This window comes from Shewanella sp. 125m-7 (genome assembly GCF_052977045.1).
This window is the reverse complement of record NZ_JBRILQ010000035.1, coordinates 21,614-44,134: the sequence shown is the minus strand read 5'-3', so window position 1 is coordinate 44,134 and position 22,521 is coordinate 21,614. Positions and strand designations below refer to the sequence as shown.

General features: G+C 44.1%; 20 protein-coding genes. 1 reads left to right on the top strand and 19 read right to left on the bottom strand.

Annotated elements, in window-relative coordinates:
- The first annotated feature begins 231 nt into the window (after positions 1-231).
- Positions 232-1,023 carry a helix-turn-helix transcriptional regulator gene (locus ACVBIL_RS15375; protein ID WP_447161611.1) on the top strand — a complete coding sequence of 264 codons (792 nt, stop codon included), beginning with the start codon at positions 232-234 and terminating at the stop codon, positions 1,021-1,023.
- 74 nt (positions 1,024-1,097) lie between these two features.
- Here ACVBIL_RS15375 and ACVBIL_RS15370 read toward each other — a convergent pair whose 3' ends face one another.
- The 19 genes from ACVBIL_RS15370 to mnmG all read right to left on the bottom strand — a co-directional run bounded on the left by ACVBIL_RS15370 (position 1,098) and on the right by mnmG (position 22,282).
- Positions 1,098-2,669 carry a hypothetical protein gene (locus ACVBIL_RS15370; protein WP_447167841.1) on the bottom strand — a complete coding sequence of 524 codons (1,572 nt, stop codon included), beginning with the start codon at positions 2,667-2,669 and terminating at the stop codon, positions 1,098-1,100.
- Positions 2,670-2,831: 162 nt separating this feature from the next.
- Positions 2,832-4,661: a glutamine--fructose-6-phosphate transaminase (isomerizing) gene (gene glmS, locus ACVBIL_RS15365; RefSeq protein WP_447167840.1), complete on the bottom strand. Its 1,830-nt coding sequence runs from the start codon at positions 4,659-4,661 to the stop codon at positions 2,832-2,834.
- Between the two features lie 101 nt (positions 4,662-4,762).
- A complete protein-coding gene (locus tag ACVBIL_RS15360; RefSeq protein WP_447161614.1) occupies positions 4,763-5,533 on the bottom strand; it encodes a DeoR/GlpR family DNA-binding transcription regulator in 771 nt (256 codons plus the stop codon).
- Positions 5,534-5,695: 162 nt separating this feature from the next.
- Entirely contained in the window at positions 5,696-7,828 is a 2,133-nt protein-coding gene (locus ACVBIL_RS15355; RefSeq protein ID WP_447167839.1) for a TonB-dependent siderophore receptor, read from the bottom strand.
- A gap of 272 nt (positions 7,829-8,100) precedes the next feature.
- Complete coding sequence (gene glmU, locus ACVBIL_RS15350; protein ID WP_447167838.1) at positions 8,101-9,465, bottom strand: bifunctional UDP-N-acetylglucosamine diphosphorylase/glucosamine-1-phosphate N-acetyltransferase GlmU; 1,365 nt, start codon at positions 9,463-9,465, stop codon at positions 8,101-8,103.
- Between the two features lie 124 nt (positions 9,466-9,589).
- Positions 9,590-9,946 (bottom strand): DsrE/DsrF/TusD sulfur relay family protein, encoded by a 357-nt coding sequence (locus ACVBIL_RS15345; protein WP_447167852.1) that lies wholly within the window; start codon positions 9,944-9,946, stop codon positions 9,590-9,592.
- A 665-nt stretch (positions 9,947-10,611) separates the two neighbouring features.
- Positions 10,612-11,040 (bottom strand): F0F1 ATP synthase subunit epsilon, encoded by a 429-nt coding sequence (locus ACVBIL_RS15340; protein ID WP_447167837.1) that lies wholly within the window; start codon positions 11,038-11,040, stop codon positions 10,612-10,614.
- Positions 11,041-11,071: 31 nt separating this feature from the next.
- Complete coding sequence (atpD, locus tag ACVBIL_RS15335) at positions 11,072-12,448, bottom strand: F0F1 ATP synthase subunit beta (protein WP_447167836.1); 1,377 nt, start codon at positions 12,446-12,448, stop codon at positions 11,072-11,074.
- 35 nt (positions 12,449-12,483) lie between these two features.
- Entirely contained in the window at positions 12,484-13,344 is an 861-nt protein-coding gene (gene atpG, locus ACVBIL_RS15330) for a F0F1 ATP synthase subunit gamma (protein ID WP_447167835.1), read from the bottom strand.
- Positions 13,345-13,392: 48 nt separating this feature from the next.
- Complete coding sequence (gene atpA / locus ACVBIL_RS15325; protein ID WP_447167834.1) at positions 13,393-14,934, bottom strand: F0F1 ATP synthase subunit alpha; 1,542 nt, start codon at positions 14,932-14,934, stop codon at positions 13,393-13,395.
- Between the two features lie 14 nt (positions 14,935-14,948).
- Entirely contained in the window at positions 14,949-15,482 is a 534-nt protein-coding gene (gene atpH, locus ACVBIL_RS15320; RefSeq protein WP_447167833.1) for a F0F1 ATP synthase subunit delta, read from the bottom strand.
- A gap of 16 nt (positions 15,483-15,498) precedes the next feature.
- Positions 15,499-15,969 carry a F0F1 ATP synthase subunit B gene (gene atpF, locus ACVBIL_RS15315; protein WP_110458822.1) on the bottom strand — a complete coding sequence of 157 codons (471 nt, stop codon included), beginning with the start codon at positions 15,967-15,969 and terminating at the stop codon, positions 15,499-15,501.
- Between the two features lie 27 nt (positions 15,970-15,996).
- A complete protein-coding gene (gene atpE / locus ACVBIL_RS15310) occupies positions 15,997-16,254 on the bottom strand; it encodes a F0F1 ATP synthase subunit C (protein WP_012157432.1) in 258 nt (85 codons plus the stop codon).
- A 32-nt stretch (positions 16,255-16,286) separates the two neighbouring features.
- Positions 16,287-17,117 (bottom strand): F0F1 ATP synthase subunit A, encoded by an 831-nt coding sequence (atpB, locus tag ACVBIL_RS15305; protein ID WP_447167832.1) that lies wholly within the window; start codon positions 17,115-17,117, stop codon positions 16,287-16,289.
- Positions 17,118-17,129: 12 nt separating this feature from the next.
- Entirely contained in the window at positions 17,130-17,513 is a 384-nt protein-coding gene (locus ACVBIL_RS15300) for an ATP synthase subunit I (protein WP_447167831.1), read from the bottom strand.
- Positions 17,514-17,736: 223 nt separating this feature from the next.
- The gene (locus ACVBIL_RS15295) at positions 17,737-18,627 is read right to left on the bottom strand and encodes a ParB/RepB/Spo0J family partition protein (RefSeq protein ID WP_447167830.1); all 891 of its coding nucleotides are present in this window, start codon (positions 18,625-18,627) and stop codon (positions 17,737-17,739) included.
- 9 nt (positions 18,628-18,636) lie between these two features.
- A complete protein-coding gene (locus ACVBIL_RS15290; protein ID WP_447167829.1) occupies positions 18,637-19,425 on the bottom strand; it encodes a ParA family protein in 789 nt (262 codons plus the stop codon).
- Positions 19,426-19,650: 225 nt separating this feature from the next.
- The gene (gene rsmG, locus ACVBIL_RS15285) at positions 19,651-20,274 is read right to left on the bottom strand and encodes a 16S rRNA (guanine(527)-N(7))-methyltransferase RsmG (RefSeq protein ID WP_447167828.1); all 624 of its coding nucleotides are present in this window, start codon (positions 20,272-20,274) and stop codon (positions 19,651-19,653) included.
- A 118-nt stretch (positions 20,275-20,392) separates the two neighbouring features.
- On the bottom strand, positions 20,393-22,282 hold the full coding sequence (gene mnmG, locus ACVBIL_RS15280) for a tRNA uridine-5-carboxymethylaminomethyl(34) synthesis enzyme MnmG (protein ID WP_447167827.1): 1,890 nt from the start codon (positions 22,280-22,282) through the stop codon (positions 20,393-20,395).
- Positions 22,283-22,521: the final 239 nt, after the last annotated feature.

The window sequence follows — 22,521 nt, the reverse complement described above, 5'->3', positions numbered from 1 at the left end:
GATTTTTTGTCATTTGTATTACTTCCTCTAATCCCAACCGCCTTTTATAAATATATTCTCTACCAGATTAAAATAAAGCCCCCCCTCTAGTCACAGCACTCCAGATAATACATGACGATTAGCGGTGCTTACTTAAGCATATTTTTGATCTATATCAATTCCAAAACAGCTACCTTTGTTAAGTTAAGGTTAATGGCGGCATGTTCGCCCATGTTTTCGCTAGGAGGGCTTGTGAACTGGGACGATTTTTCCAAGTGGCAGTACTTATTAATAGAAAATATGTCGACGAGAGAGATTAAAGGTGAAGACTTTAGCTATCTATCGAATATTTTGCAGGCTGATGCGACGAGCATTACTGTTATCGATACTTGCCTAGAGAGACAACACACCTGGTCACCAGAGATCTCAACAAAAGATATCCCGCTTTACCAACAACACTGGCGGCATGATATTTTCTTTAATACTTACTTACGCAAAGGCCTGATAAATACTTCGCAAATAATGGAGAGCCTAGTTGATCCCGAGTTGATTTCGGACCAAATCTACAGTGAAAACTTACTGCCTTATGTTCGCTATCGTTCAAGCCTAATTCTACTTTTAGGCGTCAACCAGCACCTGTACCTGTTATTTACGGCTCACTCGCTTAACAAGGTATTTAGTCGTAGCGCACGACGATTACATGAGAAGCTAGGCCATTCAATGCAACCATGGGTTAGTGCTTTTCACGCTAAACAATTAGCAAGTATGGAGCAAGATAAAGCCCTTTGTCGCTGCCAAGAACATTTTCCACTGACGATCAGGCATAGACCGATCAAGTTAACGCCTGCTGAATACCAGGTGCTGAGCTTATTAATCAGTGGTCATTCGGGCTCTGATATCGCAGATATTCGAAACGTCAGCAAGGAAACCATAAAGAGCCAGATAAAAAGCGTACTACACAAAACGGGCTCTAAGCATCAAAATCAATTGTTGTGGCGCTATAACCATGATGAGCTGGTGGTGACAATCGGCCTTAATAGTTAGGTCTCGTCAATTGGCTATTACAAAAAAAGCCTGCCGATATCTGCAGGCTTTACTCATTAAAGCACTAAAGAGAGTTATGGCTTAACTTGCTTAATTGCAATAGCAAAGGCCGAGAACTCATCAGCCCCATCTTGCCATTGAGATACCACCACCATTAGGTCTTTATCTTGGTTCATAGCCCACTTATCTTCGTCACCAACAAATAACCCATCCACTAGACTCATCTGCATAGATTGGTCAGTTAACGTCTCATTTTCGGACGTTGCCACATGGCTCCATACAGCAAGACCATCAGCATTAATATCCAGTTCGACAATCCAATAGCCAAAACCATCGGTGTTCATGCTGCCATCGTCTGGCATCTGTAAGTTATATAGGCGCCAACTTCCCTCTAGATCCGCAATAGTTGGATTTTCATTGGCACGCAATAGTACCGACATATTCTGTCGAGTTGCTTTAAAGCTATGGCGCAAAATGACATCTTTACCGCGAGAAAGGTAAGTCACCGCAGACTCATCGTCATCTTCGATGGTGATCTTACCCATCTCATTCATAGCAAATTGAACCGTTTCTACCTCATTACTCGCTTGCTGATTACCAACTGTTAGCTCTGTAATGTCAGCCTTACCCTGGTCATCAATCACAAGCTTATCGATCCACACACCAAACTCGTTCTGATTAAAGTTAGCGCTCACAGGGGTTTCAACTCCAGTACCCCACCACAGTCCTTCGAGATCGCTAAGCTGTTGGCCACCAGCTAACTTTATCGAAAAGCCAAGTTCCTGCTCGCCCTCTTCACTAAAGTAATTGGCAATCTTGTCTTTATTACTGCTTAAACCCATATCGAGATTGTCTATCTCAGTAAAGCTCAGCATGCCGCTTTCACTTAAGTTAACTTTAAATGTGTCAGTATCTAGATCCCCAGCACTCTTTACCTTAGCCGCCATAGTGACATTACCCGCGGCGTCGATAGTCCACTCTTCAACCACATAATTAAAGGCATCCGGTGAGTATGTGCCGGCAACGGGGATAGAGAAGAAGACCGTATGCCACTGCCCAGTCAAATCCGTTAATTGATATCCCCGACTCTGACCGAAGTGGGCTAACGCATCATCAGCATCGACCAGATCTTCAGCCTCCAATCCTGATGCGACAAGTGCTTGCCCAGCCTGCTCATCAAAATTATCTGCTGTAGGGTCCACCTGATGGCCCGCCAGCGTTTCATGGATATCATCCGCTAATTGAATTCCTGTATCGGGGTCATTATCTGTATCGAGCGACTGCAGTAAGCGCAAGGTGTTAATCACTCCAGTATTATCAGCCGAATCTGTTTGGTACAAATCCATCGGTGTCACTTCTTCCTGACCCGCGACAATTGGAAAACGCGTAGCGCCTATGTAGAATTCTACAGACTCACCCTCGTTATAATTAAACTGTCCCTGAGCGTTCGTGACACCACTATGATCCGCAGTTTCATAGCCCATTCCCGCTACTGGACTATCCGAAAATATTCCCGTCAATACTGTTGGCTGTGGCTCTGGAGCCGGCGGTTGGGTGGCGTTATCGCTGTCGCTACCGCAGCCAGTAAGAGCTAGTATGCTACTCACAGCCAAGGCCGATACGCTAAGCCTTATTAGTTTTTTCATTATTTATCTCCTTGATATTGGCCTATGGATAGCATGTGATAAGCCTGTCATTACAGCATCCCCCTTAAGGGGGATAACATAGGAGAAAGTAAGATCTCTAAAACAAAGAAACCTCCACAAGGGAGGTTTCTAATCATTAAATGATAAATTTAATTCTATCTGTTACTCAACCGTCACTGACTTAGCCAAATTACGTGGCTGATCGACATCGGTACCTTTAATCAAGGCTACGTGATAAGACAGTAACTGTAGTGGAATGGTGTAGATTAACGGTGCCATAAACTCATCACAGTGTGGAACCGGAATCACCTTCATGGTGTCATCCGACTCGAACTCTGCGTCTTTATCGGCGAATACATACATCAAGCCACCGCGAGCACGTACCTCTTCAACGTTAGACTTTAGTTTCTCTAATAGCTCATTGTTTGGTGCAACTACGATAACCGGCATATCTGCGTCAATCAGTGCTAATGGACCATGCTTAAGCTCACCAGATGCATAAGCCTCGGCGTGGATATAAGAGATCTCTTTAAGCTTAAGCGCACCTTCCATTGCGATGGGGTACTGATCACCACGCCCTAAAAATAGTGCATTGTGCTTATCGGCAAAATCTTCAGCAAGTTCGGCAATCGCATCGTCTAAACCTAGTGCTTGCTCTACTTTAGCTGGCATAGAAAGCAAGCTTTGGCTGATCTGAGCTTGCATCTCATCAGACATACCATTGTAACGGCCAATAGCAGATGTCAGCATTAATAGACCCGCTAACTGCACAGTGAAGGCTTTAGTTGACGCTACGCCAATCTCGGCGCCTGCTTTCATCATGTAAGCCATATCTGACTCACGTACGAGTGATGAACCCGGCGCATTACAAATCGTTAGTGTTGCCTTGTAACCCATCTCTTTCGCTAAACGCATTGCCGCTAAGGTATCGGCGGTTTCACCAGACTGTGAAATAGTAACGAGTAAGCTGTTAGGGAATAGGTGAGATTTACGGTAACGGAACTCAGAAGCAATCTCGACATTACAAGAAACACCCGCCCAATCTTCTAACCAGTAACGCGCAGCCATACCAGCATGGTAGCTGGTACCACAGGCAATAATCTGTACGTGCTTAATGTCTTTTAGGAATTCAGCTGCGTTGTCACCAAAGGCAGTATCAAGTACTTTACCACCCGCAATACGGCCTTCAAGTGTACGAGCGATAGCAGTTGGCTGCTCGTAGATCTCTTTTAGCATATAGTGACGGTATTCACCTTTGTCGCCAGCGTCATGAGTTACTTCAGACTCTTTAACTTCACGCTCAACCGCATTGCCGTCCACATCATAAATATTCACGGTCCGACGCGTCACTTCAGCAACATCGCCTTCTTCTAAGAAAGCAAAAGAGCGTGTCACAGGTAAAAGTGCTAGCTGATCAGAAGCAACGAAGTTTTCACCTAGGCCATAACCAATAACGAGTGGGCTGCCAGAGCGAGCCACTATCATACGCTCACAGTCACGACGGTCGATAACCACAGTGCCGTAGGCACCTTCTAGTTGCTTAACGCTTGCTTGAACCGCTGCAAGTAGCGTGTCATGTGTCTTTAACTCATGATGTACTAAGTGACAAATTACCTCGGTATCTGTGTCTGATGCAAAGGTATAGCCTAAGCCTTTTAGCATCTCACGCAGTTTATTGTGGTTTTCGATAATGCCGTTGTGAACGACTGCTATATCACCTTCAGATAAATGAGGGTGTGCATTACGCTCACTCGGCTCACCATGAGTTGCCCAGCGTGTATGCGCAATACCTGTACCACCAGCAAGTGGTGCAATATCGAGTGCAGCCGATAACTCTTGTACCTTGCCCACACGGCGAGTTCTATTGAGCTCACCATTATTTAATACCGCAACACCCGCAGAGTCATATCCACGGTATTCAAGGCGTCTTAGCCCTTCCACAAGAATTTCAGCTACATCTCTTTGTGCTACAGCACCAACGATTCCACACATATTATTTACCTAGACTCTCTTTGTGAGAGATAAATTTAAAGTTAAAAATTGAATTTTAAAATGGATAACGCGATTAATCAGAGATGATGACTCTGAATACGTTACCCTGCATAAGGTGCTAGAATAACTCGCACACCATGCTTAGAAATGATGTCTAGCGCTTCACTCGGTAACCTATCATCGGTGACTAACACGCTGATTTTGCTCCAGGGTAGTTCAAGGTTTGGAATGCGTCTACCCAGCTTTTCTGACTCGAGCATCACCACCACTTCTCGTGACACTTCCGCCATCACCTTGCTTAAACCAGTCAGTTCATTAAAGGTTGTCGTGCCACGCTCAAGATCGATACCGTCAGCACCGATAAACAGCTGATCAAAGTTATATGAACGCAACACTTGTTCGGCAATCTGTCCTTGGAAAGACTCAGAATGCGGATCCCAAGTGCCGCCCGTCATTAATAGCGTCGGCTCATTTTCTAGCTCATGAATCGAATTAGCCAGAGCAAGGGAGTTAGTCATCACTAATAAACCACGCTTAGCATTAAGCTCACCAATCAAACCTGACGTAGTACTGCCGCTATCGATAATAATGCGATTATGGTCGTTAATCAGCTGAGCAGCCGCCTTTGCGATAGATAACTTATTCGGTGCTATTTTGGCTGTAAACTGCTGGGTAACTTCATCAGGCACGGCGACGGCGCCACCATAACGACGCAGTAAAAGTCCGGTTTTTTCTAATGTGGCTAAGTCTTTGCGAATGGTGACTTCAGAAGTTTCAAAACGTAGGGACAACTCTTCAACACTCACCTCTCCTTGCTGGTTAAGCAGGCTAATAATGCTGTGACGTCGTTGTTGAGTGTTTCGTTTGTTCATAAAACCTTTCGCTAAGTTTCGATTCGAAAGGCATATTATAGTGAAACGAAACTTATTTGCCAGTTTTTGATGATAATGAGTGTTTCAGTAAAAAATCATCAATACAAAAAAGCCCCAACCCTAAGGTTGAGGCTTTAGCAGTCATTAGACTTGCAGCTTTCGTTAGAACTTAGCTTCTAGCGCTAGGCTAAAGTGACGCCCTTCACCTACAGTCACATCGGTATTAGTACCGCCCGCTAGGTAATCAGCATCGAATAGGTTTTTCACGTTTACACGAACGCTGACATCACTCCCCATTACGTCCATAGTGTATGCAGCGCCCATATCGAAGCGTACATAACCATCTTTACTAATCGTATTGCTGGTATTAGCAAAACGCTCACCCACATAGAGAGCACCAAAGTTTAATGCTAAATCATCGGTCATCTCATAACGCGTCCATACGTTTGCAGACCACTCAGGCGCATCAACAGGAGTCTTACCGTTCAAGCTATCCGTTTCAGGGCGATGATACTCAGCATCGAGATACATCATAGAACCTGTCATAAACCAGCTATCGCTAACTTGGCCTTGGGCACCCATCTCGAAACCTTTATGGCGCTGCTCACCTGACTGAGTCGTAATAGTTTCTGAACTACCTTCAATCTCTTCAGTTACCGTCACATTTGATACTGTGATATCAAATACGGCACCGGTTAACAGTAGGCTACCGTCAAACAGTTCCCACTTAGTGCCAACTTCATACTGCTCGCCGTATTCAGGATCGAGATTCTTACCATCATTAACGTCATCAATGTTGTTCACTATCCCTTGAGGGGTAAAACTCTTAGAGTAGTTAACGTAGATGCTGCCGTTATCCGCAGGTGAGTAGATCACACCAAATTTAGGCGATACCGCATAACTATTATTACCCGAACCTTCTTTCTTCTGTTCGTCGTAACGTACACCAGCAAGCACTTGCCACTCATCGGTAATCGTCACTAAGTCTTGAACATAGAAACCGTAGTGCTTGTATTCACTTTCGTATTTGGTTGCATCACTGTTGTAATCAAGATCTGGCCTAGGGACAGCCTGACCAGGCATGACTAATTGGTTTTTCTCACCCGACTCTTTGAGCTGACCATAGTAGTAATCAAGCATGTTGGCGCCAACAAGCAACTGGTGTTCTATATCACCGGTGTAGATATTACCAGTGAAATCAACAAAGCCGGTTTTGTGCTGCCAGTCGTCATAACGGTCAAATGGACTAATATAATAACCATCTGTAAACGGATCTTCAGAGCCACTGATAAGTGATGGCGAAGAATCTAAACGTTGACGATTAAACTGCTGATCGTTATAACCCGCTTTAACTTGCCAGTCATCGGTTAGGTTATAAAGCAGCTCAGCACCTAAGTTAGAGATGGTGTTGTCGGTAAATGCCCATGGCTGATCCCAAATAATGTCACGGCCACCAATCAAGTCACCACTACTGTTTAGCCAACCACCGCGATCAATTCCAGTTTTATCTTGGGTGTGATCATATTTAAGCGATAGTAATAGGTCATCGGTAATATCAAACTCTAGGTTTAAATAGCCTAACCAACGGTCACGCTCTTGATTTGTGCCATCTTGGTACTCACGCCAGTAAGTCGTGTCCTGCTTAACTAAGACTGTACGGTAACGAATAGTCTCAGCTTCGTTGAGGCTACCACCCGCATCAAGTTGGAAACGGGTAGAACCATGCTCATCGGTATCAAAGCCAATATCTAGCATCGTCTCGTAAGTAGGCTTCTTGGTAACCATGTTGATCAAGCCGCCAGGGCCTGACTGGCCATAAAGCATACTTGACGGACCTTTAAGCACTTCAACTTGCTGTAGTGTTTCAATAGGCTGTACGTAGTGAGACCACTGCTGCTGACCATTGATCAAAAAGCCTGAACCAGAAGAAAGTTCGAAACCACGAATATTAAATACTTGGCGATTCCATTTTTCAGATCCCCCCGTCACACTCGAGTCGTTAACCAGCACTTCAGAAAGGTTAGTCGCTAGCTGTTCATCAGTAACAAAGTCAGGGATAACGGTGACAGATTGAGGCGTGTCTAAGATATCGATATCACCACGCATAGCACCTGAAGATGAGCCAACGTTGTAATCGTTAAAGCTACGACCCATAACGCTAATACGCTCGATATTTGGCTCAGCGACAATAGCAGCTCCAACACTAGCATCCTCAGCAAAAACAGAAGATGAAGCCAATCCAGCAACAATTGCAAGCCCTAAACGTGAAAACTTAAATGACGTCCCAACAGACATATCCAACCCCAAAATGACACATGAATGTATTAATTGAGTCGCAATATAAATGAGAATTATTTTTATTTAAGTTTCTTTACACTTCTTTACGATTTATAGTGACGCACTTCAAACTTACCATTACGGTGTAACCTTGATGCATATAAATGTATTAGTCGGTCTCTACCTTTTATGTGTTAATTTTCCAATGAACGGATAGGACACAATCTTACTCATTCAAATTAAAAACAAAAAAACGACCATAAGGTCGTTTCTTTAAACGTCGGTATTAACTATTTCTTATTTTTAATAGGACGCGCCCATCCCGTTAAATGACGCTGCTTAACACGCGTAATCACTAACTCATCGGCTGCAACATCTTTAGTAATGGTGGAACCTGCACCTAAGGTGGCCCCTTTACCAATAGTAACCGGAGCAACTAACTGAGTATCACTACCAACAAAGACGTTGTCTTCAATAATCGTCTGGAACTTGTTAGCACCATCATAGTTACAAGTAATAGTACCCGCGCCAATGTTCACACCTGAGCCGATAGTTGCATCACCAATATAGGCTAAGTGACCCGCCTTTGACCCCTTGCCGAGTACCGCTTTTTTCATTTCGACAAAATTACCAACATGAGCATCTTCTTTCAGCTCAGCACCTGGGCGAAGACGAGCAAAAGGTCCTGCACTCGCCGCAACACCAACTTTAGCGCTCTCAACGATTGAGTACGGCTTGATCACCGCGTTGTCGGCAATATCACAATCAATAAGGATCGCACCTGCACCAATGCTTACGTTGTTGCCAATTGTTACCTTACCTTCAATAATGACATTGACGTCAATCATCACATCCATGCCAACGGTTACGTCACCACGAATATCGATACGGGCGGGATCGCGCAGGTTGGCTCCTTCAAGCATCAGCTTTTCAGCCGCGCGCACCTGGTAAGCACGCTCAAGTTGCGCCAACTGTACGCGGTTATTAGCGCCTTCAACTTCCACTGCAGACTCAGGCTGTGCAGTAGTAATCGCCACACCATCATTGTGCGCCATGGCAACGATATCAGTAAGGTAATACTCACCTTGAGCGTTGTCTGACGACAACTGACCTAACCAAGCTTTAAGTTGCTTACCCGGAGCCGCCATAATACCGGTATTAATTTCATTAATTGCTAGCTGCTCAGCATTGGCATCTTTTTGCTCGATAATACCAACTACGTTTCCGCCTTCTCTAACTATGCGGCCATAGCCAGTTGGATTTGGCAAGTTAACGGTTAAGATAGCGAGACCATTATCTTTACGAGCAGCCAGTAGAGACTCAAGCGTAGCGGCTTGGATCAACGGCACGTCACCATAAAGGATCAGCACGGTATCATCGTCGTTAATGTTGTCATTCGCCTGCGCTACCGCGTGGCCTGTACCCAATTGCTCTGCTTGTAGTACCCAGTTAAGCTGCTGCTCACCCAATTTTGCTTGTAACTTGTCGGCGCCATAGCCGTAAACCAGCTGGATAGCATCACTGCCCACTTGATGCGCAGTATCGATTACATGCTGAACCATGCTCTTATGAGCGATAGGGTGGAGAACTTTTGGAAGATCTGAGCGCATGCGGGTTCCCTTGCCTGCGGCCAAAATCACTACATTCAGTGCCATTGGTTTATATCCTTGAGCTAATGCTTAAGCTAGTATTTGAGCTAATATTAGAAAATGAGGTCTTTTTAGATTGTTGATTTTAAGCGATACCAGTATTAAAAGCGACTCGATAACGATACCAGCATTAAAAGGTGATGGTTTTATCTGCCACTAGTACCCATTGAGCAAGATCATCCATAGTCGCTTCCTCGCAACCTTCAATGACTTTCAGATCTGCCACTCCACGAGCTTGCATGCAAGATCCACAAAACTTAATTTGTGTTTTTTGTGCGGCAACAATCTCTAGCATCTGTTGAATATTATAGCCTTCAGTAGGTTTCTGATTAGGTAGAACTGCAGTAACGGCATCAGACAGTAAAAATAGGCTCACTCGAACGGGTGAATAGTCTTGCTCGTTGAGCTGTATAGCCAATCGAAGGGCATTAAACAACTTTTCTGTACCATAGGGGGCATCATTAACAATTATCAGTACGTGCTGCATGGAAGAACTCTCAAGCATAAAATTAATCCCTGAGGGTAACACTCAAATTAGCCAAGGGTTCTTACTTAGATCACGTTCTGACGTTATGCCGATTGCGGAAAAGAGTTCTTCAGACAGTTAAATATACCAGCCGCTAGGACGTGACCTCGTCACGGCTAGAGCGTCACTACGTTCCTGCTAGATCCTATAAGAGCAGCATCAGCTGTCCTAAGGTGGCTAATACCAAGGCTGGTGGGCAAAACAACCTAGAGTAGATTGATGAGAAGGGTCACAGAAGCTCTCGCTAAACTTAGCTTTTATCTTTTCCGTGAGTGAGCTTGCGAACGTTCCGTTATCCGTCAGTAAAGCGTTTGCTTTTCCTATCATCTAGAGCCTTCTTTTCCGTAAGCGTAGCGTTCCGTAAGTGACGCAGTCACGTTCCCTAGGCCGCAGGCCGTTCGTCTTTGTCTTTCCTAGCACCTAGGACCTTTCTTCGCTTTTCCTAGGGCCTGCTTTTAACCTTCTTTTAGACACAAATACCAAAACTAACCATCCATGGGTTTTGGCATAAGTGTTCCAGACACAAATACCAAAACTAACCATCCATGGGTTTTGGCATAAGTGTTCCAGACACAAAAAAGGCGACCATCCGTTAAGAAGGTCGCCTTTTTTCTTCAAACAATAACCTATCTGGCAAGGTTCTTCTTGATGATCTCGACAACGCGCAACTGGGCAATAGCTTGAGCTAACTCAACTTCTGCCGCAGCATAGTTAAAGTCACCACCTGCATTTGCCATATGAGCTTCTGCACGGTGCTTGGCTTCTATAGCTGCCTGCTCATCAATCTCATCGGCACGCATAACGACGTCAGCCAATACTGAAATTGAAGAAGGTTGTACTTCCAGAATACCACCTGAAAGATAAAACACCTCTTCGCTTCCATCTTGTTTGACGATGCGCGCCATGCCAGGCTTGATACTTGTCAACAGAGCTGCGTGACCAGGCATAATACCTAGTTCACCTTCTGTTCCTGATACTTGTAGCTGAGCTACTCGACCAGAAAAGATATGACTCTCTGCGCTTACCATATCAAGCTGTACTGTCATGGCTGCCATCCGTTCTCCTTAAACTAAGTCAAAGACTTAGTTATTTTTTGTTAGCTTTCTCAACAGCTTCGTCGATTGAACCAACCATGTAGAACGCTTGCTCAGGAAGGCTATCAAACTCACCCTCTAGAATGCCCTTAAAGCCACGAATGGTGTCTTTAAGAGAAACGTACTTACCTGGAGAACCGGTGAATACTTCTGCTACGAAGAATGGCTGAGAAAGATATTTTTCAATCTTACGAGCACGGGCAACGGTCGTCTTATCTTCATCAGATAATTCGTCCATACCTAGAATCGCAATAATATCTTTCAGCTCTTTGTAGCGCTGAAGTACAGTCTGCACACCGTTAGCAACATCATAGTGCTCTTGACCAACAACCAATGGATCTAGCTGACGTGAAGTCGAATCCAATGGGTCAACCGCTGGGTAAATACCCATAGAAGCGATGTTACGTGACAATACAACAGTCGCATCTAAGTGAGCGAAGGTTGTTGCTGGTGACGGATCGGTCAAATCATCCGCAGGTACGTAAACGGCTTGGACAGAGGTAATAGACCCTGACTTAGTCGATGTAATACGTTCCTGAAGTACACCCATCTCTTCAGCCAATGTTGGCTGGTAACCTACTGCTGATGGCATACGGCCTAGCAGTGCAGATACTTCAGTACCTGCCAAGGTGTAACGATAGATGTTATCAACGAAGAAAAGAACATCTTTACCTTCGTCACGGAACTTCTCAGCCATGGTTAGACCGGTAAGTGCCACACGTAGACGGTTTCCTGGAGGCTCGTTCATCTGACCATAAACCATGGCCACTTTGTCGAGAACACCAGAATCTTTCATCTCGTAGTAGAAGTCGTTACCCTCACGAGTACGCTCACCTACACCAGCAAATACAGATAAACCTGAGTGTGCTTTAGCGATGTTGTTAATAAGTTCCATCATGTTGACGGTCTTACCAACACCAGCACCACCAAACAAACCAACTTTACCACCTTTAGCGAATGGACAAACAAGGTCGATAACCTTGATACCCGTCTCTAAAAGTTCAGTTGAGCTTGATTGGTCTTCATATGAAGGGGCTTCACGGTGAATAACATAACGCTCTTGTTCACCGATTTCGCCACATTCATCAATAGGTTGACCTAATACGTTCATGATACGGCCTAGGGTTTTTTCCCCAACCGGAACAGAAATAGGTGAACCAGAGTTTACAACCTCAAGACCACGACGCAGACCGTCTGAAGTACCCATAGCGATGGTACGAACTACACCACCACCAAGTTGCTGCTGAACTTCCAGCACCAAGCCTTCACTTTCGATCTTTAGAGCGTCATATATCTGAGGTACGGAATCTTGTGGAAACTCAACGTCCACAACCGCGCCAATTACTTGGACAACAGTACCTGTACTCATGATAAATCCTCTAAAACTTGTATTCGTTACCTAGCCTAAACCGCAGCAGCGCCAGCAACAATTTCCGACAGTTCCTGCGTAATAGCAGCCTGACGAGCCTTGTTGTAAACTAACTGCAAGTCACTAATAAGATCACCAGCGTTGTCTGTTGCAGACTTCATAGCAACCATACGGGCCGCTTGTTCGGATGCAATATTTTCGACAACACCTTGATAAACTTGAGATTCAACAAAACGAACTAGCAAAGTATCTAACAATAACTTTGGATCTGGTTCGTAGATATAATCCCACTGATGAGTAAACTCATCTGCTTCTGACTTAGGCAAAGGTAGCAGCTGTTCGATCACAGGAGTTTGCGACATAGTATTAACGAACTTGTTAAATACCACGTACAAACGATCCAGCTTGCCTTCGTTGTATGCTTCTAGCATCACACGTACTGTTCCGATCAGGTCAGCGAGCTTAGGAGCGTCGCCTAAACCAGATGCTTGAGCAGGTACGATTCCGCCAAAATTAGTGAAGAACTGTACGCTTCGTGCGCCGATAGGGCAGAATTCAACTTCTACACCAGCTGCACGTTGCTGCTTCACGTCTGCGATAACCTTTTTGAAAAGGTTAACGTTCAGACCACCACAAAGACCACGGTCGGTTGACACAACAATGTAACCAACACGCTTAGCCTCTCTCACCTCTAAATAGGGGTGTTTATACTCGAGAGAACCTTGCGCCACGTGACCGATCACCTTACGCATATTTTCTGCATATGGACGGCTTGCTGCCATGCGTTCCTGCGCTCTGCGCATTTTGCTGGCGGCAACCATTTCCATAGCGGATGTGATCTTCTGAGTGTTTTGAACACTCGCGATCTTGGTTTTAATCTCTTTAGCGTTGGCCATCTTAACTCTCCAATTCTGGACCTGAGGTGCCAAAGGCACCTCGTTCGATTACCAGGTTTGGGTTTCGACGAACTTATCGAGGCCGGCTTTCAACTCACCTTCGATATCGGCATTATAATTGCCAGTATCGTTAATGGTCTTCATAAGCTCAGCATGCTCGCTGTTCATGAAAGAGAGCAAAGATGCTTCGAAATCACCAATCTTATTAAGCTCAACGCTCTTTAGGTAACCTTTTTCAGCTGCGAAAATAGACACAGACTGATCAGCTACGCTCATAGGGGCGTATTGCTTTTGCTTCATAAGTTCGGTAACACGCTCACCATGCTCAAGCTGAGCACGTGTTGCATCATCTAAATCAGATGCAAACTGTGAGAACGCTGCAAGCTCTCGATACTGTGCAAGTGCGCTACGAATACCGCCTGACAGTTTCTTGATGATCTTAGTCTGAGCCGCACCACCAACACGAGAAACCGAAATGCCTGGGTTAACAGCAGGACGTAGTCCAGAGTTAAACAGGTCTGTTTCAAGGAAGATCTGACCATCTGTAATCGAAATTACGTTGGTCGGTACGAATGCAGATACGTCACCCGCTTGAGTTTCAATAATCGGCAGAGCAGTCAAAGAACCCGTTTGGCCTTTCACTTCACCTTTAGTGAACTTCTCAACATACTCGGCGTTAACACGTGAAGCACGTTCCAACAGACGAGAGTGTAGATAGAAAACATCACCTGGGTATGCTTCACGTCCTGGTGGACGCTTAAGTAGCAATGAGATCTGACGGTAAGCAACTGCTTGCTTAGACAAATCATCATAGACAATCAGTGAATCTTCACCGCGGTCGCGGAAGTATTCACCCATTGAACAACCAGAGTATGGAGCCAAATATTGCAGTGCTGCAGCTTCAGAAGCTGTAGCAACAACAACAATGGTGTTCGCCAAAGCGCCATGTTCTTCTAGCTTGCGTACCACGTTAGCAATGGTAGAAGCCTTTTGGCCTACCGCTACGTATACACACTTAATGCCAGTATCTTTTTGATTGATAATTGAATCGATCGCTAGAGCGGTTTTACCGATCTGACGGTCACCAATAATCAATTCACGTTGTCCACGACCGATTGGGATCATAGAGTCAACGGCTTTATAACCAGTTTGCACTGGCTGATCTACTGACTGACGTTCAATAACACCTGGTGCGATTACTTCAACAGGAGAGAAACCATCGTTGTCGATAGGTCCTTTTCCGTCGATTGGCTCACCCAATGTGTTGACTACGCGACCTAAAAGACCACGGCCAACTGGGACTTCCAAAATACGACCAGTGGTTTTAACTTTATCGCCTTCTGCCAACGTGGCATAAGGACCCATCACTACGGCACCGACAGAATCACGTTCTAAGTTCAACGCGATTGCGAAACGGTTACCAGGCAGCTCGATCATTTCACCCTGCATAACATCGGCTAGGCCGTGAATGCGGATGATGCCGTCACTTACTGCAACGATAGTACCTTCGTTGCGAGCTTCACTAACGACTTCGAACTGCTCGATCCGCTGTTTAATCAGATCGCTGATTTCAGTGGAATTCAGTTGCATGCTCAAACTCCCAATTACGATTGCAGTGCATCAGACAGACGCGAAATTTTTCCGCGGACCGAGCCATCAATGACTAAGTCTCCTGCCGTGATAATTACACCAGCAATAAGGCTGGTATCTATACTGCAATTCAGCTTAACTTTGCGTGCTAGACGTTTCTCTAAAGAAGCGCTCAGCGCTTGTAGTTGCTCAGAGGTTAGCTCCGTCGCTGAAACGATATTCGCTTCAACTTCTTTCGCATACTCACGTTGCAGCTCAACAAATTGTTGAGCAACAGCAGGTAGCGCAACTAAACGACCGTTTTCAGCCATTACCTTTAACAGGTTCTGAACTTGCTCGTTGATTTGCTCGCCACAAACTCCAATAAAGAGTTCAACAAGCTTACCATTGGCTAAAGAGCCAGACAGTAAAGGCTGCATAGTTTCGTTTTCACTCACTAATGCGGCAAAGCTCAGCATTTCTGCCCAACTATCTACTGCTTTGTGTTCAAGAGCTAATTCAAAAGCTGCCTTTGCGTAAGGACGAGCGATGGTGGTTATTTCAGCCATAACTCAATCTCCTTATTTAAAGTTCAGCAACTAGTTTATTAACTATGTCACTGTGGGCGGCTTCATCAATCGAACGTTCAAGAATCTTTTCTGCGCCAGCAATTGCTAGTACAGCAACTTGCTTACGCAAGTCTTCTTTCACGCGATTACGTTCGTTTTCAATTTCAGCATGTCCCTGAGCAATAATTTTCGCTCGCTCGGTATCTGCTTCAACTTTTGCTTCATCAACGATTTGAGCCTTGCGCTTATTAGCTTGCTCAATGATTTCGTTTGCTGTTGCTTTTGCGTCTTTTAGCTGCTCCGTGGCTTTAACCTGAGCTAACTCTAAATCTTTTGCAGCACGTCCTGCATCAGCTAGACCATCAGCAATTTTCTTCTGGCGTTCTTCGATAGCGTTCATCAATGGCGGCCATACAAACTTCATGCAAAACCACACAAAGAGAAGAAAAGAAATCGCTTGGCCTAGCAGGGTAGCGTTAATACTCATAACGACAACTCCTTCTAAGGGGGACGATTAGCCTGCTAATTGACCTAAGAACGGGTTAGCGAATACGAAGAATAATGCAACACCAACTGCAATCATTGAGATCGCATCAAGTAGACCAGCTACAATGAACATTTTAGTTTGAAGTGCAGGGGCAAGTTCTGGCTGACGAGCAGAAGCTTCTAGGAATTTACCACCTAGAATAGCAAAGCCAATACCAGTACCTAGCGCTGCTAAGCCGATCATAATTGCAACAGCTATTGCTGTAAAGCTAATTACAGTTTCCATTTTATCTCCGGTAAATATCTAATTTTATTAAATTAATGGTCTTCATGTGCCATGCTTAGATATACAATCGTAAGCATCATGAAGATAAACGCCTGCAGCACAATAACCAAAATATGGAAAATGGCCCAAGGCACTGATAGTGCAAACTGTGCCCACCAAGGCATCAGTGCTATCAGAATAAAGATCAACTCACCTGCATACAGGTTACCAAACAGACGAAGCGATAATGAAATCGGCTTCGCAATCAGGGTAACTGTTTCCAACACAAAGTTGATTGGAATCAGAGCCCAGTGATTGAAAGGCTGCATGGTCAGTTCTTTAGTGAACCCACCAAACCCTTTAACCTTGATACTGTAGAAAACAATTAACGCAAACACACTTAAAGCTAAGCCCAAAGTAACGTTCAAGTCAGTTGTAGGTACAATCTTTAGGTAAGGTACGCCTAATAATCTGTTTGCGGCCTCAGGTATAAAGTCAACAGGAATCAAGTCCATTAAGTTCATCAGGAAAACCCAGACAAAAATAGTTAGACCTAATGGTGCAATAACCGCGTTCCGCCCATGAAATGAGTCTTTAACGATTTTATCAACACCTTCCACGCACATTTCAACGAAACATTGAAGTTTGCCTGGAACACCAATTGTTGCCTTTTGTCCTACTTTGTAGAAAACCCACAAAAATAGAACCCCTAGACCTACTGAAAACAAAAGTGAGTCAATGTGCCAAGTCCAAAATCCCGCATCTTGACATGCATGGTTAAAAGCAATTCCACTATCCGTGGAACACATTTTCGCATTAGTCAGGTGATGCTGGATATAGTCGGAAGCCGTTATAGTTAACGTGTCATCCCCAGTTGTCGCCATGATTAATCTCACTTAATTTTGTTTGAAGTATAAAGGGGCTGTCCAAGGTACGATTAACACCAGTAAATAACTGACGAATAACGGCATAAATGACGATTTCATCAAGCTAAACGCAAGTGAAAATAACACTATGGTTAACAGCAACTTTACCGCTTCCCCCAGGAAAAAAGACCGTACGACTTTTCCTGATGCTTGTGCCCCCGCATGGGAGAAAGCTAGGGTTGCGAACACAAAATTAGGGAGTACTGCAATAGCACCACCTGCCAAAGCAGATATGCCATACGGCCCCCCCCACATAGCAAAAAAGAAAACTGAAACACATCCAGCCATCGCTGCCTGTAGTAAAACTATTTTATAGGCTGACCACCGGCCACGACGTGCTAAAACTTTGCTCAATTTACCTTCTCCGCATTATAACTTCTTGTTTCGATGTACGGATTACAAATATCCGTATAAACCCGAGGTACAAAAAGCTTGCGAAAGTATACCGTTTCAGGCATTCAAAGCAAGTTTAAGTAGTAGAAAAAGGAGACTTTTAGCGTGATCTACACCAAAAGTCTAAAAGACTAAGATTAACGAATGTCACAAAATTACATAATATAGTGTTAACTTTGTTTTTTTAGCGGATTTTGCTGATAATACCCTCTAATTCAGCCAGATCTTGATAGTTAATTACCATTTTCCCTTTGCCTTTCTTGTTATGGGTCAGAGTAACTTTAGCACCTAGTCTTTCAATTAGTTGGGTCTCTAAACGGACTACATCGTGATCTTTAGCTGGTTTTTCGACGATTTCAGTTTGATTTAAGGTTTTATTAACTAATCGTTCAGTTTCACGAACAGTTAATTCTTTAGCAACGACGAATCGCGCTAAATTTGTCTGCTCATCACCGCTAATTGCGAGTAATGCACGACCGTGTCCCATATCAATATCACCGTATTCAAGCATTCGCTTTACCGGTTCATTCAAACCATTTAAACGTAATAAATTTGATACCGTTGCACGAGACTTACCAACTGCATCGGCTATTTGCTGATGAGTCAGTTGAAACTCTTCGATAAGGCGATTTAATGCAATCGCTTCTTCCATTGCATTAAGATCTTCACGCTGAATGTTTTCAATCAAGGCAATAGCAACAGCAGCTTCATCAGCGACTTGTTTTACAATACAGGGGATTTTAGTTAAACCAGCAAGTTGAGATGCACGCCAGCGGCGTTCACCAGCAATAATTTCGTAGCTTTCAGGCGAGATCTTACGCACTACAATAGGCTGAATAATACCTTGAGCACTAATCGATTTGGCAAGCTCTTCTAACGCCTCCGATGACATGTCTTTACGTGGCTGATATTTACCAGGTTGTAATCTATCAATATCTAACGTAATTAAATCGTCGTTTTTAATATTTTGTTCAACTTCTGCCGCAGTAATAGGTTCCGCGCGCTTACTGGCAGCTTGGCTTGTGCTTAATAATGCATCAAGACCTTTACCCAAGCCTCTTTTTTTTAGTGTCATTTTTAATCCTTAAACTTGCTCAGCCAGTTCTAATTGCTCTGCTCGGCGAATGATTTCACCCGCCAGTGCGAGGTAGGCTTTTGCTCCCGCGCTCGATTTATCATAATACATAGCTGGTGCGCCAAAACTTGGTGCTTCAGCTAAACGAACATTCCTTGGGATGACGGTGCGGTAAACTTTATCACCGAAATGTTGCTTCAATTGATCAGAAACATCATTAGAAAGTCGGTTACGTGGATCGTACATTGTACGTAAGATCCCTTCGATATGCAGACCATGGTTAACCATAGCGCCAAGCTTACTGATGGTATCCATTAGTGCCGTGAGTCCTTCCAGAGCGTAATATTCGCACTGCATTGGCACTAAAACAGAATCGGCCGCAGACATAGCATTAACGGTTAACATGTTTAATGATGGCGGGCAGTCAATGAAAATGAAGTCGTAATCATCTTTGATTGGGGCGAGAGCATTACGTAAACGAACCTCACGGGCATAGAACTCCATGAGCTTAATTTCTGCAGCAGTAACATCACCATTACCAGCGATAAGATCATATTTTCCGCTAGTATCTCGGCAAACAACATCTTCAAATGGTTTTTCTTCAACCAATAATTCATAAGCTGTGTTTTCAACAGTATATTTATCAATACCACTGCCCATGGTCGCATTGCCTTGAGGATCGAGATCGATCAACAGAACACGACGTTTAGTTGCCGCAAGAGAGGCCGCTAAATTTACACAAGTTGTTGTTTTTCCGACGCCACCTTTCTGGTTGGCCACGGCAATCACTTTACCCACAATATCACCCTGTAAGTCACTTTTATTATATTTCTAGACGGCGTATCACCGTAGAAATTAGCGCACTAATCTAATGGTTATTAGTAACAAATTGCTTGAAGCGCTGAAAGATTGCAACTCTTCCGTACGCTTTTATCTGCAACCACTGCTTCACTTAGTCCATCTTTTCGCGACATAAATAAAATAAGCTAACGGCCACCAAAGCGAGACAAGCCTATTTTATAATCAGTCTTGCTTAATGACGCGCAACAAATGGCGCTGTTCTTCCAATTTAGGCACCTTAAGCTCAATGATATCAGTCACCACAAAACCCGCAGGTAACTGTGACATCTCTTGTTCACTTAATTGCGCTTTTAGTGCATAGAAACACCCACCCGCTTTTGGCAGATGATGACACCAGTGCAGCATGTCTTGAATAGACGCAAATGCTCGACTTAACACACCATCAAATAGCTCTTCTGGTTGGTAAGCTTCTACACGGCTCTCTATTGAAGAAATATTATTAATGCCTAGCTCAAACTGTACCTGCTTTTGAAAACGGATACGCTTACCCAAGCTATCGAGTAAGACAAATTCTTTATCTGGATTTAAGATCGCGAGCGGGATCCCAGGTAAACCTGGACCAGTACCCACATCGATAAAGCGCGATCCTTTAAGGTGAGGTGACACCACTAAACTGTCCATGATATGGCGGATCAACATCTGCTCAGGATCGCGTACAGACGTCAGGTTAAATGCCTTATTCCACTTGTTGAGCATGCCGACAAAGTCTACAAGCTGCTTCTTTTGCTGCTCAGTGGCAGTCAGGCCTACTTCGGCCAAATAATCATTTAATTGGGCAGATAACACAGTTTGTGTCCTCAAAATAAAGCGAATCAAAAATCAATCAGTATTATGAATCGCATAAAAGATGAAAGGAAGCCTCAAAGCTTCCCTTTATCATGTAAAACTAGCGATATTGAGACAGCTAAGCGCTTTTTCTCAATAAACCACGTTTTTTCAAGTGAACCAACAAAATGGAGATTGCCGCTGGTGTCATTCCAGATATACGTGATGCTTGCCCAATCGTTTCAGGCTTATGCTCATTCATCTTCGCAATCACCTCATTGGATAGGCCAGGTATTTCTTGGTAATCTAGATCTAACGGTAGCAGGGTGGTTTCATGACGAATTGCTTTATCAATTTCACCTTGCTGGCGCTGGATATAGCCAGAATACTTAACTTGGATCTGTACTTGTTCTGCAGCACGTTGATCTTCTAGTCCTGGACCAAAGCCATCGATAGACATTAGCTTTGGATAATCCATTTCTGGGCGACGCAATAGATCTTCAAACGTTGCTTCGCGAGTAATTGGCGTGTTCAAATTAGGATTAAGCGCCTCAACTAACGGTGAATTAGGGTGAACCCACTGACCACGTAAACGTTGCAGTTCAGTTTCGATCGCTTCCCTTTTCTCACAGAATAACGCCCAACGCTTATCGTCAACTAGACCTAACTCACGCCCTTTTTCGGTCAAACGCAGATCGGCATTATCTTCACGAAGTAACAAACGGTATTCCGCGCGACTAGTAAACATACGGTACGGTTCTTTGGTTCCAAGCGTCGATAAATCGTCGACCAATACACCTAGATATGCTTGATCACGTCGTGGCGCCCAAGCTTCTTTACCTTGAACTTGCAATGATGCATTCATGCCAGCTAACAAGCCTTGCGCACCCGCCTCTTCGTAACCAGTAGTACCGTTAATTTGACCAGCAAAGAACAAGCCGTTAATGGTTTTGGTTTCTAATGAGTTTTTCAGATCGCGTGGATCAAAATAATCATATTCGATGGCATAACCAGGACGCATGATCTGTGCGTTTTCCATCCCCTTGATTGAACGCACTAAATTTAACTGAACATCGAATGGCAAACTGGTTGAAATACCATTTGGATAGATTTCAGTGGTATTTAATCCTTCTGGTTCAATAAAGATTTGATGCGATGTTTTATCTGCAAAGCGATTAACTTTATCTTCGATAGAAGGGCAATACCTAGGGCCAATACCTTCGATGATCCCAGAGTACATAGGGCTTCTATCTAATCCACCACGAATAATATCGTGAGTGCGCTCATTGGTATGAGTGATGTGACAAGATACTTGCTCTGGATGATCATTAACATCGCCGATAAATGACATTACAGGTAATGGATCATCTCCTTTTTGCTCTGTCATCAAAGAAAAATCAATGGTATTAGCGTCAATACGTGGTGGTGTACCCGTTTTTAAACGTCCAACACGAATGGGTAATTCTCTAAGTCTATGGGCTAAGGCGATAGCCGGTGGATCGCCAGCTCGGCCACCGCTATAGTTTTCTAGTCCGATATGGATCTTACCACCTAGAAAAGTACCAGCGGTTAACACAACGGCTGGGGCTTCAAAGGCTAAGCCCATCTGAGTCACTACACCGACGACTTTACCGTTTTCAACAACCAGATCGTCTACCGCTTGTTGAAAAATGCGTAAGTTAACCTGGTGCTGCAAAATCTCTTGGATCTTGTGTCGATAAAGTGCTCTGTCAGCTTGCGCTCGAGTAGCACGAACAGCAGGCCCTTTGCTTGAGTTCAATGTACGAAATTGAATACCAGCAAAGTCGGTAGCTACAGCCATCGCTCCACCTAGGGCATCAATTTCTTTGACCAAGTGTCCTTTACCGATGCCGCCGATAGCAGGGTTACAGGACATCTGTCCTAAAGTATCTATGTTATGGGTCAGTAAAAGTGTTTTGGAGCCCATTCTTGCAGAAGCTAACGCAGCTTCTGTACCAGCATGACCACCACCAACAACGATTACATCAAACCGTTCATGAAATTGCATTCGACAGCCTTCGATTCGTAAAAGGATAAAATTGTTTCTGAGCGGATTATTTTAGCATTTGCTTTGCTTAAGGTGAACGATCTATTTTGCTTGTTTTGATCAGGGTGGATCGCCTTAATAGATCTTAAGATCTTTAAATAGATCTCTTATTATGTTTACTATTAGGATCGCACTTTTCGGTGGATAACTCTATTTCTCTATTAAGTTCATTGGTTTACGTTAAAACGATCCTGTGATCA

Bases quoted from the DNA above. Each gene is read 5' to 3' on its own strand.
- ACVBIL_RS15360 (WP_447161614.1), bottom strand. From the start codon at position 5,533: ATGAACAAACGAAACACTCAACAACGACGTCACAGCATTATTAGCCTG.
- mnmG (WP_447167827.1), bottom strand. From the start codon at position 22,282: ATGCAATTTCATGAACGGTTTGATGTAATCGTTGTTGGTGGTGGTCAT.
- atpA (WP_447167834.1), bottom strand. From the start codon at position 14,934: ATGCAACTGAATTCCACTGAAATCAGCGATCTGATTAAACAGCGGATC.
- ACVBIL_RS15355 (WP_447167839.1), bottom strand. From the start codon at position 7,828: ATGTCTGTTGGGACGTCATTTAAGTTTTCACGTTTAGGGCTTGCAATT.
- ACVBIL_RS15345 (WP_447167852.1), bottom strand. From the start codon at position 9,946: ATGCAGCACGTACTGATAATTGTTAATGATGCCCCCTATGGTACAGAA.
- glmU (WP_447167838.1), bottom strand. From the start codon at position 9,465: ATGGCACTGAATGTAGTGATTTTGGCCGCAGGCAAGGGAACCCGCATG.
- atpG (WP_447167835.1), bottom strand. From the start codon at position 13,344: ATGGCCAACGCTAAAGAGATTAAAACCAAGATCGCGAGTGTTCAAAAC.
- atpB (WP_447167832.1), bottom strand. From the start codon at position 17,117: ATGGCGACAACTGGGGATGACACGTTAACTATAACGGCTTCCGACTAT.
- atpF (WP_110458822.1), bottom strand. From the start codon at position 15,969: ATGAGTATTAACGCTACCCTGCTAGGCCAAGCGATTTCTTTTCTTCTC.
- atpE (WP_012157432.1), bottom strand. From the start codon at position 16,254: ATGGAAACTGTAATTAGCTTTACAGCAATAGCTGTTGCAATTATGATC.
- ACVBIL_RS15370 (WP_447167841.1), bottom strand. From the start codon at position 2,669: ATGAAAAAACTAATAAGGCTTAGCGTATCGGCCTTGGCTGTGAGTAGC.
- atpH (WP_447167833.1), bottom strand. From the start codon at position 15,482: ATGGCTGAAATAACCACCATCGCTCGTCCTTACGCAAAGGCAGCTTTT.
- ACVBIL_RS15295 (WP_447167830.1), bottom strand. From the start codon at position 18,627: ATGACACTAAAAAAAAGAGGCTTGGGTAAAGGTCTTGATGCATTATTA.
- atpD (WP_447167836.1), bottom strand. From the start codon at position 12,448: ATGAGTACAGGTACTGTTGTCCAAGTAATTGGCGCGGTTGTGGACGTT.
- glmS (WP_447167840.1), bottom strand. From the start codon at position 4,661: ATGTGTGGAATCGTTGGTGCTGTAGCACAAAGAGATGTAGCTGAAATT.
- ACVBIL_RS15340 (WP_447167837.1), bottom strand. From the start codon at position 11,040: ATGGCAGCCATGACAGTACAGCTTGATATGGTAAGCGCAGAGAGTCAT.